We start from the raw sequence: 16,683 nt of genomic DNA on the forward strand, positions 1-16,683 counted from the left end.
CAAACCACCACCACCGGCGGGACGAAGCTGGATGTCGGTGCGATGAATACCGAAACGGCCACCAGCCACCGGTATACCGAAACCGGTGACTATAACGTGTCGCTGGTGACGTATTTCGCCGGCGATTATTCGGTCGACGGTGGCCCTTGGCGGCCGGTTGCGGGCGAGGCGGCGGTGCCCTCAGACCCGCACTTGATGAGTATCTGGACCTCCGAGACATCCCTCTACGCCGACAACTGCATCGAAAACCCCAACGGCGCCGGCTGCTAAGGACCAGTTCCTCCTACCGTTGGAATCTGACCAGCCGGTTCCGCAACAAGCATGGACGTCTGCCCTTGGCACATCACCGATCCAGGCAGGTGCACACGCAGGCTTTGTTGCCATCCGGATCAGCCAGCACGGTAAACGAAGGTGCATTGCCGTCGTCGACCACGCGTCCTCCCGCCTCCACAGCGGCGGCAATGCGTTCGTCGGCAGCGTCGTGCGGCACCCACAGATCAATGTGGAAGCGCTGCCGGGGAGTCTCATGCTCGTCCGTGTGCTGGAACCACAGCACGGGCACCCGTCCGCTGCGGTCGACGACGTCCACCCCGTGCTGCGAGTCTGTACGTCCGGTGAGCAGTGCGGCCCAGAACGGCCCGACGACGGCAGGATCGGAGGTGTCCAGCGCGAGTTCCAGTTCGGTCGGGGCACTCGGTTTCGCTTTGATCTCTTGCTCGCGCGCGATCCCGCTAATCGTCCGCGCCAGATCGATGTCACGGTCGGTGATCGCAGAAACGTCGTGGCTCATCAGTTTGACCTCCACGAACGGGTACTTCAGCGTGACATCGGGATGGTGGTTTGCCGCCTCTGCGGCGTCGCCCACCGCGGTGACGAACTTGACTCCATTGGCAAAGTTTTTCGTGATGAATCGGGCGTGTAGCCCCTGGGCGAGGAGCCGCCAATCGTCGATGCCCGACTCCAGAATCTGATTAACATTGAACTGTCCCATTCCCTCAGTATGGTGCTTGAACCCGGCTAAGTGAATAGAGTGGATATATGGCTAACAAGGAACTTCTTGTCGAGCTCCTCGAAATTGAACACCGCGGCTGGAGTTCGCTCTGCGACGGCACGGGAGCCGATTTCTATGGCTCCATCATGATCGACGACGGCGTGATGGTTCTGGCTCACGGGGTGGTGATGGACCGGGATGCGGTCATCGCCTCCCTCAATGAAGCCCCGCCATGGCGGACCTATGAAATCAGCGACGCGCGGCTGGTCAACACCGGTGACGATGCCGCCGTCGTCGTCTATACCGGTCGCGCGTATCGGGACGGCGTGGAGCCGGCGTTCGTGGGACTGATGTCCAGCGTCTATGTCCGCAAGAGTGGCGGCTGGAGGCTGGCGCTGTATCAACAGACTGTCGTCCCCGCTGCGGAAGGCTGACCTGTGTTTGATGCACAATGGCCCGCGCCGGTGACCGCGTGCGGTTGCCGGTCCGAGCGTTGCAAAAGGCCGTGATCAGCCCGAGGCACGTCACCAGGTGTTACAGATCCAAGGTCACCGCAGGACGTGGTGTCATTGCAATTCTTGTTGCAGTGTCGGTCGTCGTCTTCATCTCATTGGCTGCCAATCTCATCGATGGCGGGATCACCACGGGGACGCTGTGGGAAACCGCCATTGGGCTGCTCGTCCTTAGTGTGATCATCGTCCTCGGCCGCACTGTGGGGGTCGTGGTTCAGATTGACCAAGGCATAGTGAGCTTGAAGTGTACGCGCTTCTTCCGGGCAACGTTCCCGGTGCATGACGTTGTTGCCATCACGAATGGATCGCCCGTCTTCACCGGCGGCTATGGCTACCGCATCCTGGGCAAGAACCATCGGGGCTTCATCGTGGGAGGACCGCAAGTGACATTGGAGCTGGCTGATGGCCGGGTTTATACCGCTAGCGTGCCCTCAGTGGAAGAGTTCCGCACGGCCATGATGGAGAGCCGCTGAACGGGACTTGACCGGCAATCACCGCTCATATCATTTCCACAACGACGGATGTCAGCCCGGCGCCACGTGCCGCCTGTCACTAAGGTGGATGGTGGTCCGCACAGCGGCGGGCCCCTACCGCCGCAGGAGGACGCGCGTTGGCATTGCTGTTCCTATCAACCAAGCGGGCTGGCTCGCGCCATGGCCTGCTCGGGCTGATTTTCCTGGCAATTGCCTGCATCACCGCGATCCTCGCCGGCACGCTCGGCTACACGCAGCTGGCGGCCACGAATGCTCTGCGCCAGTCGATACCGGCTGCTTCCGGTCTTGAAGCATTCCACCGGTTGCACGCCAGCCAGCCGGACGCTGCGCAGGACCGCCAGGCCCAGACGAAGGCGTTCGAGCAGCTCTTCGACGAGGCCGGCGTCGACAGAGCCACGAACATTTTCAACTCGATCTATACCTCGCCGGTTGGCGATGTACCATCCTCCGGAACAGTGGCGAACATCCCGGCGGAGGCGGAATTCAGCCTCACTTGGTGGCCACAGGCGGGTCAGCATGTCACGGTCGCTGAGGGTGAACTGCCACAGTTCCTGAAGACCGCTGGCAGCGGCGGGAACGACGGCGGCAGGCCAGGCGGCGGGAACGACGGCGGCGGATCCGGCGGCGGGCCCGCCCCGGCGGCGGTGACGTCCGAAACTGCCGAGGCGCTCGGCCTGCAGGTTGGCGACATCCTGCGCCTGGCGAGCGAACCCCGGGTCCGTGCCGAAGTCGCTGCGGTCGTCGACCCGGATCGTCAGGCATCTGTCGTGTTGAGCGCAGCGGACCGGGACTACGAGGATCAGCGGGTCCATTCCCTGTTGGTGTCCGGACAGGCCGTCCACTCGGGGGCAGGTTTATCCAAAACGGCGTGGACCATCATGCCCGACCCCCAACGCATGAGGGCTGCAGCGCTTCCCGGCTTGATCGACGGCCTGGAATCACTCGAAGACCGGGCTATTTCCACCGACGTCATCAATGTCAGTGGCGTCGTGGCCAGTGGTGCACTGACCGACGATTTGCGGACGGCGCTGTCGGCGACCCGGGCGGTGCAGGCGGTGGTGCCCATGGTGCTGACTCTGTTGGTACTGATCAGCTTCATCGCAATCTTCCAGCTGGCCCGGCTGCTGGCCGGGACCAGGTCGGAAGAGACGGCTTTGCTCGGGGCCCGGGGACTCGCCCCGACCCAACATCTCGGGATCGGTCTCCTGGAAAGCGCCGCGATCGTCGTGGCAGGCACTGCCGTCGGATATGTACTTGCCTCAACCATCACCCCGTTGATCACATCCGTGACGGCCGGCACCGCAGACTGGACCACCGCCGTCGGTGAAACCCTTGCCGCGACCTGGCCGGTCCCGATCCTCACCGCTGCCGCCGCCGTCGTCATCCTGACGGGAACTGCCATAGCCGAAGGAATCCGACCGGCCGAATCACTGCGTCAAGGCGCGTCAGGACGGCGGACCACTGCCGGCTGGTATGGACTGGTCGTTCTGCTCCTCGGCGCGGCGGCGCTGGCGCTGTGGCAGTTCCGGCGTTACGGCTCCCCGCTCTCCCCTGGCTCGGGCGGGACCCTGGTAATCAATCCCGCCGCCGTTGCCGCCCCTGCCTTGACCGTTGCGGCGCTCGCCGTCGTCGCCGTTCCCGCCCTGGCGCTGCTCATTTCTGCCGTCAGGCGGGCAGCGGCGGCCAGTCGAGGGCTGGCTTTCCCACTGGCTGCCAGCCAGGTCTCCCGCAGCATTGGTGCATACGCGCTTCCGATCGTGTTGATCACGCTCACCATCGGGTCCGGCACCCTTGCCGCCGCGTACACCCAGACGTCCCGGACGGCCCAATCCGCAGCCGCGCATCTGGCCAATGGTTCGGATGTCCGGATCCGTTTGCCCAGTCCCACGGTGATTTCAGGCCCGGACGACGCGATGCAGCTGCAGCAGTACAACGACGTTCCGGGGGCCAGTGAGCTATCCCCGGCGATCACCGGCCAGGCGAAAATCGGCGAGGCCGACGTCGAACTGGCCGCAGTGCAGCCCGAAGCCTTGGGCGGTTTGTTGCACGGTGCCGGCAAAGTCACCGATGCGAAGGGCCTGACTCGGGCGTTAACCGGCGACGACGACGGCAGGGCAGTGCCGCTGCCGCCCGGCACCGCTCGATTGCGGCTGCAGTTGAACAGCTCGGCCGAAGACGTGCCGGGCGGCCCCGGGCAGCCCCCGGCATCCGGTGGAGACGAGCAGCTCCGCGTGAGCTTCTCCGCCTGGCTGGAGTCCGGCCACGGGCACGTCGTCCCCGTGCCGCTGGGCACCATCGTGTTGCACGACAGTACCCGCCCGCAGTCCCACTCTTTCGCCGCAAACCTGCCGGAAGGACTGGACGCGGAAAGCGTCCGCGCGATCGATTACACCTCATCGAACACCTCCAGCGGGCTCGAATACACCGTTTCAATTGATGCGATGTCTGCCATCGACGGCGCCGGAACGGTCAGGGCTGTCGAAATGCCGGACGGGGTCGAGTTCCACCCGGTCCGCGGGGTGTTTCCCGCCGGGACCGGCTCCCCCGACGGCGGCGGCTTCGTGCTGGCGGCCTTCGCCCCTGGTTCGACGGTGCAGGGACGGCTGCTGCCCACCCCGCCGGGCGGGGCTGCGGAGGCTGCGGTTCCGGTGGTGGTTACCGAGGAAGTGTTGCAGCAGCTGGACCTGAGCGTGGGGGAAAAACTGACGCTGCTGCCGCCCGGCACGCAGATCCCTGCCCGGATCACGGCCGCGGTCCCCGTGTTGCCGTCAGTGTCCGGCGGCCTGGGGGCGATGATCGACATCACCGCGTACCAGAGCACGGCTCTGGCTTCGGCGAAAGACGTGCCGCAGATCGGAGAACTCTGGTTCGCCTCTTCGGATCCGGACCGGACAGCCGCCAAGCTGCAGGCGATGGCCGGCCCGGAGGCGGATATTACGACGGCGGCCACCGACTATGCGGATCTGTTCCTCGCTCCTGCAGTGCATACATTATGGATCGGCACGGCCGGAGCCTTGGTGGTCTCGATGATCGCCCTGGCCGCGGGCGTTCACTCGCTGTCCCGACAGCGGGAAACCCAGGTGCACATCCTCGGCGCACTCGGCCAGTCACCGAAGATGCAGGCCTTCGGGCGCCGCTGGGAACTTCTCACTGTCGGTCTCTTCGCGGTGGCGGCCGGGCTGGCTACGGGCTGGATCTGCGCTGTATTGACGGTGCAGGGCCTCGCCGGAACCGCTGTCCTGGAGGGCCCGGCCGGGATACCTGTTCCGCTGGGCATGGCATGGCCGGGGTGGATCGCCGTCGTCGTCATCCAGCTGCTTGTGCTCGTTGCGGGGGCGTGGCTGTACGGGGCACATGTCCGGCGCCAGTTCAGCAACGTCAACAAGTCCAACAACGCTGACGCGCGGGTGAGATTATGACCGCGCGGAAGAACTTCGGGCCCCTGCTGCGGCGCCAGTTCGCTTCGTCCCGCGGCGCCTCGGTACTGCTGGTGGTGATCGTGCTGGTCACCTGCACGTTGCTCGCCGTGTGGCCGCGGGCGGTGTCCGCGATGTTCACCCAGGACGTGCAACGAACCATCCGCAACGCACCGGCGACCTTGCGCAGTCTGGTGGCACTGGAACCTACTGCCCCTGTCACCGGGCCGTCAGGGGCCGAAGGTGACTACGGGCTCGCTCCGGACGAGGCCGGGACGTGGGGCGCCATGGAGGAGGCCACGCGTGGTCTGCGACAGTCCATTGACCAGCCATTGCGTTCTGTGCTCGCCAATGGCCGGTATTTCGCCGGCACGGGCAACATCAAGGTGCTGCTGGACGAATCTGTGCCGCGGATCAGCGAAATGACTCTGGGACTGAACTTCAATCCCCATCTGGATGAGCACATCACCATGGTTGAAGGCCGCTCCCCCAGGCCGCCGACCGAAGACGTGGTCCAACCCGATGCCGGCGGGCAGACGGCGGATCAGCCGCTGGAAATCACGATGTCACGGGCCACTGCCAAGGAATCCCGCTGGGAAGTCGGAGAAGTGCGGCGCCTGCAGGTGCACGGCACGAACAACAGCGTACAGTCCAAGCTGGTGGGCATTTTCGAGCCACAGGATCCCGCGGCCGGATTCTGGAAAATCAACCGCAGCAGCCTGCATCCTGCCGTGTCCACCAGCCCCGGTGGCGACGGATTGACCGTCGCCGCTGACGTCTACGCGGCCGCGGGCGGATACAGTCACGTATCCCGCATTGGCAGGGGCGTCGGCACGAAGGTGTGGTTTCCACTCGATATTGCAGCGTTGAATGCCTCAAATGCTGCAGAAGTTGCGAAGCAGGTGCGGGCTTTCGCGGGGTCAGTACAGGAATTCGCCCCTCCAGCGGAGGCCGGCATCGGCGTTCGCCCCACCATCGAGACCGTCCAATTCACCTCTGAGTCCCCGCAGTACCTGGCCGAATCCGTCGCCCGTGCCGGCGCCACCCATCAGATCCTGGCGATGATGGCGGCCGGGCCGTTGGGAGTCTGCCTGGCAGCCCTGGCACTGGGCTGTCGAATGGTGTTGGACAGGCGCCGACCCACGCTGGTGCTGGCGGCCGCCCGCGGTGCGTCCCGCAGACAGCTGCACGGGTCGATGGCGGTGGAAGGGCTCTTGCTCGGAGTACCGGCCGCCGCGGCCGGCATCGTCGTGGCGGTCCTGGCCTTCCCCGGTCCGCTGACGCCGGCAACGTGGGCACTGCCGCTGCTGATGGGACTGGCCCCGGCGCTGTTCCTGGGCCTTGGCCCGGTGCAGGGGGCGCTGCAGGGGCGCCGCCGGGACCTCAATCCGAAGGCACGCGGACGGTTCCGATTGACGGTGGAGGCCGCGGTGCTGGCCTTGGCGGTCATCTCGGTGTATCTGGTGTTCCGGCGGGGGCCCGCGTCTCCGGCCGGCAGCGCTGACGCTTCGATCGACCTGCTGCTCGCTTCCGCGCCGCTGCTGCTTGCGCTGGCTGCCTGCGTAATGGTGATGCGTCTATACCCGCTCCCGCTGCGGGCTCTGGCGCGCGCCCAGGCGCCGAAGGCTCCGCTGGTGGGATTCCTCGGCTCCGTCCGGTCATTACGCGCTCCGGGCGGCGGGCTGGTGCCGGTGCTGTCGATCGTGGTGGGGCTGGCCGTCGTCGTCTTCTCCGCCGTGCTGCTGCAGACGCTGCGCGCCGGAGTCTCAACCACCGCACAGACCGAAACCGCAGCCGAGCTGCGTATCACCGGAGCCGGGTTCACGCCGCAGGAGCGCACCAGGATTTCGCGGCTTGCGGGGATCGACACCTCCGTCGGGGTCACGGTTCGCAGCGGGGTGGCCCTGAGGCTGGGCGGCAGCGAGGACCCTGAAGACCGGTTTCCAATGCGCATGGTGGTGGCTGACCTGGGCGACCTGGCCGCGGTCCAGGCCGGCATCCCGGGCTCCGTCCCGCCCGAAGCGCTGAACCAGGCGCTCAAACCTGCCGGGGATACCCTGCCGGTCATCCTCTCCCAGGCCGTGCAAGGCAGCGAAGGAGACTCCGCCGTGCTGGAATTGTTCAACGACGTCGATATCACCGTCGCAGCCACCGCCGGGGCGGAAACCAACCTGTCCACCAGCGACGAGTGGGTGCTGGTGGATGAGCAAATGCTGTCTGAGCTGGCCGGTGTTGACGTCGAGCCGGATGTCATCCTCGCGTCGCTGTCCGCCGGCGCAGACCCATCAGCCGTGCTGGCTGAACTGGAATCAATGGACGGGCAAATCGATGCAACGACCGTCGCCACCCGTACGGCTGAACTCACTGATGCACCGCTGACCGGCGGGCTGCAGACCGGGCTGCTCACCGTCATGGTCTTCATCGGCGGACTCTGCGCCACGATCGTGGTCATGACCTCGGTGATCAGCGCGCCGGCGCGCAATAAACTGCTGGGACTGCTGCGCACCCTGGGCTTCCCCCGCCGCAACGACCCGGCCCTGTTGCTGTGGGAAATCGGCCCCATGGCCGCAGCGGGAGCGATAGCCGGCGTCGTGCTTGGTCTGCTGCTGCCGCTGTTGGTGGTTGCCGGCGTCGACCTGCGGATCTTCACAGGGGGTGGCGGGCAGCCGCCTGTGACATACGATCCACTGTTGTTGACCGCCTTGGTCGCTGGTTTCATCCTGATAGTGTTGCTCGCCGTCGTCGCCGCGATAGCTGCGGGCCGGCGCCAACGCCTCTCTTCTGTGCTAAGGATCGGTGAGGAAGCATGAGTACCACCACGACGCCCGTCACGGCTGACGCCGAACCGCATATTCATTGCGAAGACATGGTCCGGATCTTCTCCACCGAAGGCGTTGAAGTCCAGGCACTGCAGGGGTTGAACCTGAGGGTCGACGCCGGGGAAATGGTCGCCCTGATCGGAGCTTCCGGATCCGGCAAGTCGACGCTGCTGACCATCCTGTCCGGCCTCGACACCCCCACCGCCGGCTCCGTCCGCGTGGCGGGGCACGACCTGCTGGCCATGAAACGGGCCGAACGCGTCCAGTACCAACGGCACACGGTCGGTTTCGTCTGGCAGCAGGCGTCGAGCAACCTGCTGCCCTATCTGAGCGCAGTCGAGAATGTCTGCCTGCCCATGGCGATCACCGGCCGCGCCGGCCGGCTGGAGCGGGCGGACCAGCTGCTGCGCGTGCTGGATATCGAGCACTGCCGGGACCGCACGCCGGCGCAGATGTCCGGCGGCGAGCAGCAACGGGCCGCGATCGCCGTCGCCATCGCCAACTCCCCGACGGTGATACTGGCAGACGAACCCACCGGCGAGCTGGATGAGGCGACGTCGGCGGATGTGCTCGAGGCGATGCGCTCGGTGAACGAAGAGCTGGGCATCACCACCCTGATCGTCACCCACGACCCGTCGGTCTCTGAGCATGTTCGACGTGCTGTGCAGATGCGTGACGGGCGGTGCTCCACGGAAGTGCTGCGGCGGACGGAGACAGACGAGGCCGGCGAGGAGAGCCATATTGCCGAGGAGTTCGCGGTGATCGACCGGGTGGGACGGATGCAGCTGCCCCAGGATTTCATGAGCACATTGGGGCTGCGGGAACGGGTCCGGCTGGGACTCGAACCGGACCATGTGCGCGTCTCCCCCGCCACCCCGGCGGCTGATGCCAAAGCAGGCGCCGAAGCCGCTGACTCCGCCGACGACAAAGACGCCGCACCGAACAATCAGGAGGACCGGAAGTGACGGATACGACGCCGACCCTGCTGGCCGAAGGAATCAGCCGCACCTACGGTTCAGGGGACGCTGCGGTGCGCGCCTGCCGTGATGTGGCCGTCCAGGTGTTTCCCGGACAGCTGGTGGTCGTGCGCGGACCGTCCGGTTCCGGCAAAACCACGCTGCTCAACTGCCTCGGCGGGCTCGACCGCCCTGATTCCGGACAGGTGTGGCTGGACGGGCGGGAATTGACTGCGTTGCGCGAGGATGATCGGATCCAGCTGCGCCAGACCGAAATCGGCTTCATCTTCCAGTCCTTCGGACTCATACCGGTGTTGTCCGCTGCCGAGAACGTGGAGGTCCCGCTCCGGCTGGTCAAGACCGCTGGCAGCGAACGGGCGGAACGCGTCGCCGAACTGCTCGGAACAGTCGGGCTGGAGCGCCATCACCATCAACGCCCTGCCGAATTGTCCGGAGGGCAGCAGCAGCGCGTTGGCGTCGCCAGGGCGCTGGCCAACCGGCCGAAGCTGCTGATCGCGGACGAGCCGACCGGTCAGCTGGATAGCGGCACCGCAGCCAGCGTGATGGACTTGATCAGCGGGCTTGTCCGTCAATCGAATGTGGCCGCGGTCGTCTCCACTCACGATCCGCTGCTGGTGGCCCGCGCCGATGTCGTGCTGGAGCTGCACGACGGTGCCGTGGTGGAACGCCTCACCGGGCAGCAGTCCCTGGCGGAGCACGGTGATGCCGGCAGCGTTATCGGTGCCGCCGATGTGCCGCCGGCCCGATGAGTGAACGGCAACCCGGCGCCGACGGCCCCACGGCGATGAACGACGACGGCCCCTCGCCGGCGGTGGCCCCGATTGGCGTCCCGCTGCAGGTCCTCGGAGCGGTTCTCGGCGCTAGCCTGGCCGTGATGATGCTGCTGCGCTTTGGCATTAGCTGGGAGTTGCCCGCCTACGCTTACATGGCGGCGCTGGCCGTCGCCCTGGGCATCATCGACTTTAAGTTTCAATTGTTACCAAACCGTTATGTTTACCCGGGCATGTTGCTTGCGCCACTTTTAGTGGGTCTGGCGGCGGTCGGAAACGGCACCTGGAACGCCTTTTTCACGGCCCTGCTCGGGGGGGCCGCGATGTTCGTTTTGTACCTGGTGATGGCGCTGATCAGCCCCGCCGGAATCGGCATGGGGGACGTCAAACTGGCGCTTGTTCTAGGGGTCCTTCTCGGTTTTCACGGTTGGGGAACCTGGTTTATCGGGCTCTTCGCGGCCTTCCTTATTGGCGGCCTCGCCGGCGTCGTTTTACTTGCCACCGGGAAGGCGAAACGGGGCTCAGCCATCCCGTTTGGCCCGCCGATGCTTGCTGGAGCCCTGATTGCAGTTTTGTGGGGCGAATCGTTGTCCCGCGCGCTTTTCCCCTACACGTCTTGAGGCTTAAGCGTCTCACCGGGAACCTACGGCGATCAGTTCCGCCGTGCCCGTGTCGCCTCGGCGCGGACGGCCACGTCGTCAGGATAGCGGACCTCTTCAAGCACCAGCGGGTGGGCCGGCGCCATCTTCACGGGCGAGCGCGTTCCGTCCTCGAGACGGTCAAGCATCCAGTGGGTTGAGCGGTCTCCGGCTCCCACCAGCAATGCGCCTCCGACCAGGCAGCGGACCATGTTGTGGCAGAACGCGTCGGCCTGCACGGTGGCCGTGACCACCGCGTCGCTGCCCCGGCTGAATTCGAACCGTTGCAGTTCACGGATGGTGGTGGCACCCTCACGAGGCTTGCAGAAGGCGCGGAAATCCTTCAGTCCCAGCAACTGCTGCGCCGCAGTGTTCATCCGGTCGACATCGACAGCGTCGCGGCGCCACAGCGTCAGATGACGGGTCAGCGGGTCCCAGCTGCCGGCATCGTCGGCTATCCGGTAGCTGTACCGGCGCCACAGCGCAGAGAACCGGGCATCAAACCCATGCGGTGCCAGTTCCGCAGCGTGAATCTCGATGGCACCCACGCTGCCCGCGGCGCGCTTGCTGTCCGTCCGGGCCGGGACGGCGGAGGATGCCTGGTGCAGCAGCTTGTTCATGATCCCGCGGAGCCGGCGCCGCAGGGAGTCGCCGGGCAGGATGTCCTTTCCCCGGCTCAGTCCTTCCCATTCGGCCCTTGTCAGGTCGAAGTGCGCGACCTGGCCGCGGGCATGGACCCCGGCGTCCGTCCGGCCGGCCACCGTGATGCGAACCGGCCGCCGGGCGAGCGTGGCCAGGGCTTCTTCGAGCACCCCTTGGACAGTGAGGAGTCCGGGCTGGCTGGCCCATCCGGAAAACGGCGCCCCATCGTAGGACAGCAGCATCCGCACGCGCAAGAGCCCGCCGCTTCCATCAGGGGAAACGGCGGGCTCGTGCAGTGTCATAGCGTGATCCACGCGGCGCGCAGGCTAACGAGTTACCTAGGCTTTGCCGTCGGACTCGTCTTCCTTGGCCTCCGGAGCCTGGGCGTCCGCAGCCTCGGCCTCGGTCGCTTCAGCATCGGCAGTCTCGGCAGTCTCGGCAGCCGGAGCTTCTGCGGCGTCGGCGGCTTCGCTCTGCTCGTCCTTGGTCTCGTCGGCGGACTCGGCCGAAGGCGCGCTGTCGGCCGAGTCAGCCGATTCGCCTGAATCGGCGGACTCCGGCGAGTCAGCGCTCTCGGCGACGGGTGCCGGGGCGGCGCTCTTGGCGGCGGCCTCGGCCTCGGCGACCGTGGCCTGCTTGGGGCTGACCGGATCCATGATCAATTCGATGACGGCCATCGGGGCGTTGTCGCCCTTCCGGTTGCCGATCTTGGTGATCCGGGTGTAGCCGCCCTCGCGGTTCTCTACAGCAGTGGCGATGTCGGTGAACAGCTCGTGCACCACGGACTTGTCGCGGATCTGGGCCAGCACGCGACGGCGGCTGGACAGGTCGCCGCGCTTGGCGAAGGTGACCATCCGCTCGGCGAACGGACGGAGCCGCTTCGCCTTGGTGACTGTGGTCGTGATGCGCTTGTGCTCGAACAGCGATGCGGAGAGGTTCGCGAGCATCAGTCGCTCGTGAGCCGGACCGCCTCCGAGGCGCGGACCCTTGGGGGGCGTTGGCATTGTAAATTCTCCTCAAATGGTGCTCTGCGCGGACCATTCCGGCAGAGCGTCTGACGCGATTTAGAGTTGGTCGTCTTCTTCGCTGTAGTCGGCCTCGTCGTCCTTTTCCTCGGCGGCGCGGGCCAGATCGAACCCTGGGGGCGAATCCTTCAGCGACAGGCCAAGCTCAACCAGCTTCGCCTTGACCTCGTCAATGGACTTGGCACCGAAGTTGCGAATGTCCATCAGGTCTGCCTCGGAACGGGCCACGAGTTCACCCACGGTGTGGATGCCCTCGCGCTTGAGGCAGTTGTAGGAACGGACGGTGAGGTCCAGGTCCTCGATCGGCAGGGCCATGTCCGCAGCCAGTGCGGCGTCGGTCGGTGACGGGCCGATCTCGATGCCTTCGGCGGTGGTGTTCAGCTCACGGGCCAGCCCGAAGAGCTCGACCAGGGTGCCGCCGGCGGACGCGACGGCGTCGCGCGGTGCGATGGCTTCCTTGGTTTCGACGTCGACCACCAGGCGGTCAAAGTCGGTGCGCTGCTCAACACGGGTTGCTTCCACGCGGAAGGTCACCTTCAGCACCGGCGAGTAGATGGAGTCGATCGGGATGCGGCCGATCTCGGCGTCGCCGGACTTGTTCTGCGCGGCCGAGACGTAGCCGCGGCCACGCTCGATGGTCAGCTCAAGCTCGAACTTGCCGCTCTCGTTGAGGGTGGCAATGTGCTGGTCCGGGTTGTGGAATTCCACACCGGCCGGCGGCGCGATGTCGGCGGCGGTCACGACGCCGGGTCCCTGCTTGCGCAGGTAGGCAACCACAGGCTCGTCATGCTCAGAGGAGACGGCCAGGGTTTTGATGTTCAGGATGATCTCGGTGACATCTTCCTTCACACCGGGAACGGTGGTGAACTCGTGCAGCACACCATCGATCCGGATGCTGGTGACAGCGGCTCCGGGGATGGAGGACAGCAAGGTTCGGCGAAGCGAGTTCCCCAGGGTGTAGCCAAAGCCGGGCTCCAGCGGTTCGATGACGAAGCGCGACCGGTTATCGGCGACTACTTCTTCGGATAGGGTGGGGCGCTGTGCAATGAGCACTTAGGTTTCCTTTCGGCGAGCATCCGCTATATGACGCAACACAGTGTTTGAAAACGAACGTCCGGACTTTAAGCGGCCAATAGCCCGGCCGCCTGCCATGCAGGCCACGACAAATGCGTCGGCTGGCGGCCGGCGGAGTACCGCCAACCACCAGCTGAGCATGCGTGGCCGTTGTGGCTGAAGTCTTAGACGCGACGGCGCTTGGGAGGCCGGCAGCCGTTGTGGGCGCTGGGGGTCACATCGGAAATCGAGCCAACCTCGACGCCGGTGGCCTGCAGCGAACGGATCGCGGTCTCCCGTCCCGAGCCCGGGCCCTTCACGAAGACGTCGACCTTCTTGACGCCATGTTCCTGGGCGCGCTTGGCAGCTGCTTCGGCAGCTGTCTGGGCGGCGTACGGGGTGGACTTGCGTGAGCCCTTGAAGCCAACCTCACCGGCCGAAGCCCAGGAGATGACCGCACCGGTCGGGTCCGTGATGGACACGATGGTGTTGTTGAAGGTGCTCTTGATATGGGCCTGACCGACCGCTACGTTCTTTTTATCCTTGCGACGCGGCTTGCGGACCGCTCCACGAGTCTTGGGGGGCATTGTTTCTCCTACGAAAGGTCATCGGATCCCGTTGGGACTAACGGGCCCATGGGATCTACTTCTTCTTGCCCGCTACAGTGCGCTTGGGTCCCTTGCGGGTGCGGGCGTTGGTCTTGGTGCGCTGGCCGCGCACCGGCAGGCCGCGGCGGTGGCGGATGCCCTGGTAGCTGCCAATCTCAACCTTGCGGCGGATGTCGGCGGCCACCTCACGGCGGAGGTCACCCTCCACCTGGAACGTTGCCTCGATGTAGTCGCGCAGCAGTACGAGCTGATCGTCTGTCAGGTCCTTGACCCGGACATCGGCGCTGATGCCGGTGTCGTCGAGCGTCTTGATTGCACGGGTCCTGCCCACGCCGTAAATGTAAGTAAGCGCTACTTCCAACCGCTTTTCACGGGGAAGGTCTACGCCAGCGAGACGAGCCATGACGGCTTCACTCCTTTGGTAAACCGGAGGTCCTAAGCAAATCACATCCCTGTGTCCAGGGCCCCGGCCTCCGACCAGGGGTTGCCAGCTGCTGCTGGTGTGTTGCCTCGTTATTGAATTACTGCACAAACTTCCATCGTGCCGCCCTGCTCCGCTGTGCCCTTCCGATTCGAACTGGTGAATCCAAGGAGCGGAAACGGATCAGCCCTGGCGTTGTTTGTGGCGCACGTTGTCGCAGATCACCATGACCCGCCCGCTGCGGCGAATCACCTTGCACTTTTCGCAGATCGGCTTAACGCTCGGCTGTACCTTCATGGGGTTTCCTTTGCGTTCTTGCAGGTGTGCTTGGTTAAAGCATTACTTGTAGCGGTAAACGATCCGGCCACGGGTCAGGTCGTAAGGGCTCAGCTCAACAACCACCCGGTCCTCGGGAAGGATCCGGATGTAGTGCTGCCGCATTTTGCCAGAGATATGTGCCAGCACAACGTGACCGTTGCTCAGCTCAACACGAAACATCGCATTGGGCAGAGCCTCATTGACCGTGCCTTCAATCTCGATGACCCCGTCTTTCTTGGCCATATCCTCCGCTAACTTTGTTGTTGCCTTCGCTCGCGCGAAGAGCGTCTTTACTACTGTTTGGGTGTAAATACTTGCCTGTTTCGCGCCGCCGGATTGGGCACAAGAGCATAGACAACCAACAGACAACTCTACTTTAACGGTGCCGATTAGTGAAATCGCCTGTACACTGCCGCCCCGGCGGGGTCTATGGGAGGGCTATGTGCCCCAGCGCGGCAGGTCGACAGTCGGATTGCGCACCGCTGCGGCCTGTTCGACGCCGTCGGCCACGGCCAGTTCGATGGCGGTGGCCGCGGCTGACTGCAACTGAATCATCGACTGCACGACGCCGGCACCTTCCCCTGCCAGTGTACGGGCACGGGTGGACAGCGCGAAGATGGTGTCGCCGTCGGCCATGGTGTGGGAGGGGTTCAGCGCCCGCGCGATGCCGGCCTGGGCTGCGATTGCCGTCCGCTTGCACTGCGCGGGATCGAGGTCGGCATTGGTGGCGACGACGGCGAGGGTGGTGTTGCGGGGGGTCTCCGCGCGGCGGGTCTCCGCGCGGCGGGTCTCCGCGCGGCGCGGAGCGCCTTGGTCGGCCACCGTGGGGGTGCCGAAGGCGTTGACGATGACGATGGCGCCGACAACGAGTCCGGAGTTCTCTCCGTCGAGCTCCACCGAGGCGGTACCTGCCCCGCCCTTGTACTGTCCCATTCCGATGACCGCTCCGGTGCCGGCACCGACATTGCCGCGGCCGACGTCGTGCCGGTCCTGTTCGGCGGCAGCGGCGAGTGCAGCACTGTAGCCCATGCCGGTGTCGGGGCGGTTGCCGAATTGTCCGCCGCGGCCGATGTCGAAGATGGCAGCAGCGGGGACAATCGGCACTACTCCCCCGGCGACAGCGAAGCCACGACCCTGCTCCTCGCACCAGCGCTGCACCCCGTGCGCCGCCGACAGCCCGTAAGCGCTGCCGCCACAGAGCGCGACGGCATCAACGGTCGGCACCAACGCAGTGGGGTCGAGGGCGTCGGTCTCATGAGTGGCCGGTCCGCCACCACGTACATCGACCGACCCGACTGTCCCCTGCGGGGGCAGCACGACCGTCACTCCGGTCAGCCAGCCCTCGTCGGTGCGCTGGGCATGACCGATGCGGATGCCTGCGACGTCAGTGATTGATGTCCCCATGTGCTCGATTCTCCGCCAGGTGATCCGGTTTCGCCAGCTACTGCCGTTCCAGCAATTCACCGACGTCGATATTGTCAGGGCGCATGCCGACCGTCGGGCAGAATTCCTTGCTAGTGGTTTCTTCGCCCGGGGCGCGGAAGACTGCGTAGCGCCAGTCGTCGCGGATGCAGGTGACCATCGGCGGAGCGGGATCGACCGGTGGCAACAGTTCGCCCGGATTCTGCGGGTCGTCGAAGCCGGCCCGCCACACGGCGGCGCAGAGTTCCTGGGGGTCGATGGACTCGATGTTGGAGCCTTCGTAGGTCAGGTTGCCTTCGGCATCGCGTCCGGTGGTTTCGCCCTTGTGCAGGCCGTAGACCTCGGCGCGTGGAGAGTCCTGCGTGGATCCGTGATAGCAGTACGTCGAGAAGTTGGCTTGTTCTTCGGTGACGTTCAATAGGGCGAATCCCGCGGTGGCGGTGGCGACGGCGAGGGGCGCGGCCACGAACGCGCCGATCTTCCGGCGCCGCTTGCGTCGCCGGTTGTCCTCGTTAATGCGCGAGCGCAGCCGGTTGCGCACCCGGTCCTTGCTGGCGGATATCTCGTCCATGTCGCC

General features: G+C 65.5%; 17 protein-coding genes and 1 pseudogene. 8 read left to right on the forward strand and 10 right to left on the reverse strand.

Annotated features, from left to right (window positions below):
* A pseudogene (locus H535_RS29400) lies at positions 1-270 on the forward strand (hypothetical protein); the annotation flags it as partial.
* A gap of 73 nt (positions 271-343) precedes the next feature.
* On the opposite strand, the gene H535_RS0116675 reads toward H535_RS29400, so the two are convergent.
* Positions 344-991, reverse strand: coding sequence for a VOC family protein (locus H535_RS0116675; protein ID WP_026820435.1), 648 nt, complete (start codon positions 989-991; stop codon positions 344-346).
* A 47-nt stretch (positions 992-1,038) separates the two neighbouring features.
* Between H535_RS0116675 and H535_RS0116680 the strand changes: the two genes are divergently transcribed.
* The 7 genes from H535_RS0116680 to H535_RS26210 all read left to right on the forward strand — a co-directional run bounded on the left by H535_RS0116680 (position 1,039) and on the right by H535_RS26210 (position 10,599).
* The gene (locus H535_RS0116680; RefSeq protein ID WP_026820436.1) at positions 1,039-1,425 is read left to right on the forward strand and encodes a nuclear transport factor 2 family protein; all 387 of its coding nucleotides are present in this window, start codon (positions 1,039-1,041) and stop codon (positions 1,423-1,425) included.
* Between the two features lie 152 nt (positions 1,426-1,577).
* Complete coding sequence (locus H535_RS0116685; protein WP_155838747.1) at positions 1,578-1,976, forward strand: hypothetical protein; 399 nt, start codon at positions 1,578-1,580, stop codon at positions 1,974-1,976.
* 137 nt (positions 1,977-2,113) lie between these two features.
* Positions 2,114-5,416 carry an FtsX-like permease family protein gene (locus H535_RS0116690; RefSeq protein ID WP_026820438.1) on the forward strand — a complete coding sequence of 1,101 codons (3,303 nt, stop codon included), beginning with the start codon at positions 2,114-2,116 and terminating at the stop codon, positions 5,414-5,416.
* Complete coding sequence (locus tag H535_RS0116695; protein ID WP_026820439.1) at positions 5,413-8,223, forward strand: FtsX-like permease family protein; 2,811 nt, start codon at positions 5,413-5,415, stop codon at positions 8,221-8,223. Before H535_RS0116690 ends, H535_RS0116695 begins: the two co-directional genes overlap by 4 nt.
* Positions 8,220-9,197 carry an ABC transporter ATP-binding protein gene (locus H535_RS0116700; protein ID WP_026820440.1) on the forward strand — a complete coding sequence of 326 codons (978 nt, stop codon included), beginning with the start codon at positions 8,220-8,222 and terminating at the stop codon, positions 9,195-9,197. The genes H535_RS0116695 and H535_RS0116700 overlap by 4 nt, the downstream gene beginning before the upstream one ends.
* Positions 9,194-9,958: an ABC transporter ATP-binding protein gene (locus H535_RS26205; protein WP_081416764.1), complete on the forward strand. Its 765-nt coding sequence runs from the start codon at positions 9,194-9,196 to the stop codon at positions 9,956-9,958. Before H535_RS0116700 ends, H535_RS26205 begins: the two co-directional genes overlap by 4 nt.
* A complete protein-coding gene (locus H535_RS26210) occupies positions 9,955-10,599 on the forward strand; it encodes a prepilin peptidase (RefSeq protein ID WP_081416765.1) in 645 nt (214 codons plus the stop codon). The genes H535_RS26205 and H535_RS26210 overlap by 4 nt, the downstream gene beginning before the upstream one ends.
* Positions 10,600-10,631: 32 nt before the next feature.
* Here the strand turns inward: H535_RS26210 and truA are convergent, their stop codons facing one another.
* The 9 genes from truA to H535_RS0116755 all read right to left on the reverse strand — a co-directional run bounded on the left by truA (position 10,632) and on the right by H535_RS0116755 (position 16,677).
* Positions 10,632-11,561, reverse strand: coding sequence for a tRNA pseudouridine(38-40) synthase TruA (gene truA / locus H535_RS0116715; RefSeq protein ID WP_026820441.1), 930 nt, complete (start codon positions 11,559-11,561; stop codon positions 10,632-10,634).
* 36 nt (positions 11,562-11,597) lie between these two features.
* On the reverse strand, positions 11,598-12,263 hold the full coding sequence (gene rplQ / locus H535_RS0116720) for a 50S ribosomal protein L17 (protein ID WP_026820442.1): 666 nt from the start codon (positions 12,261-12,263) through the stop codon (positions 11,598-11,600).
* 60 nt (positions 12,264-12,323) lie between these two features.
* Positions 12,324-13,337, reverse strand: a complete 1,014-nt coding sequence (locus H535_RS0116725) for a DNA-directed RNA polymerase subunit alpha (protein ID WP_026820443.1) — start codon at positions 13,335-13,337, stop codon at positions 12,324-12,326.
* A 185-nt stretch (positions 13,338-13,522) separates the two neighbouring features.
* Entirely contained in the window at positions 13,523-13,924 is a 402-nt protein-coding gene (rpsK, locus tag H535_RS0116730) for a 30S ribosomal protein S11 (protein WP_026820444.1), read from the reverse strand.
* Positions 13,925-13,979: 55 nt separating this feature from the next.
* Positions 13,980-14,348: a 30S ribosomal protein S13 gene (rpsM, locus tag H535_RS0116735; protein WP_026820445.1), complete on the reverse strand. Its 369-nt coding sequence runs from the start codon at positions 14,346-14,348 to the stop codon at positions 13,980-13,982.
* A gap of 201 nt (positions 14,349-14,549) precedes the next feature.
* Positions 14,550-14,663, reverse strand: a complete 114-nt coding sequence (gene rpmJ, locus H535_RS0116740; protein WP_026820446.1) for a 50S ribosomal protein L36 — start codon at positions 14,661-14,663, stop codon at positions 14,550-14,552.
* Between the two features lie 42 nt (positions 14,664-14,705).
* Positions 14,706-14,927 carry a translation initiation factor IF-1 gene (gene infA, locus H535_RS0116745; RefSeq protein WP_026820447.1) on the reverse strand — a complete coding sequence of 74 codons (222 nt, stop codon included), beginning with the start codon at positions 14,925-14,927 and terminating at the stop codon, positions 14,706-14,708.
* A 195-nt stretch (positions 14,928-15,122) separates the two neighbouring features.
* Positions 15,123-16,088 (reverse strand): P1 family peptidase, encoded by a 966-nt coding sequence (locus tag H535_RS26215; protein WP_155838748.1) that lies wholly within the window; start codon positions 16,086-16,088, stop codon positions 15,123-15,125.
* Between the two features lie 37 nt (positions 16,089-16,125).
* Positions 16,126-16,677: a hypothetical protein gene (locus H535_RS0116755; protein WP_026820448.1), complete on the reverse strand. Its 552-nt coding sequence runs from the start codon at positions 16,675-16,677 to the stop codon at positions 16,126-16,128.
* Positions 16,678-16,683: the final 6 nt, after the last annotated feature.

This window comes from Arthrobacter castelli DSM 16402 (assembly GCF_000430705.1).
GTDB lineage: Bacteria > Actinomycetota > Actinomycetes > Actinomycetales > Micrococcaceae > Arthrobacter_C > Arthrobacter_C castelli.